General features: G+C 71.8%; 1 protein-coding gene. It reads right to left on the bottom strand.

Annotation, left to right across the window (positions count from 1 at the left end; all coding sequences use genetic code 11):
- Positions 1-280, bottom strand: a 280-nt coding sequence (locus tag IF43_RS0135865) for a phosphoadenosine phosphosulfate reductase family protein (RefSeq protein WP_030211362.1), incomplete at both ends; no start/stop codon positions are given.

Below are 280 nucleotides of genomic sequence, written 5' to 3'. Positions count from 1 at the left end.
CGATGTACTGCCAGACGTCCAGCTCGGTCCAGTTGGACAGGGGGAAGACGCGGACGTGTTCGCCGGGGGCGTGGCGGCCGTTGTAGAGCTGCCACAGTTCGGGGCGCTGGCGGCGGGGGTCCCACTGGGAGAACTCGTCGCGCAGGGAGAAGACGCGTTCCTTGGCGCGGGCCTTCTCCTCGTCGCGGCGGCCGCCGCCGAAGACGGCGTCGAAGCGGTGCTGCTGGATCGCCTCGGTCAGCGGGACGGTCTGCAGCGGGTTGCGGACGCCGTCGGGGCG

The sequence above is a fragment of the Streptomyces sp. NRRL S-87 genome, from assembly GCF_000719335.1.
GTDB lineage: Bacteria > Actinomycetota > Actinomycetes > Streptomycetales > Streptomycetaceae > Streptomyces.
Note: the sequence above shows the minus strand (reverse complement) of the source record. Positions and strands in the feature narration are given on the sequence as shown.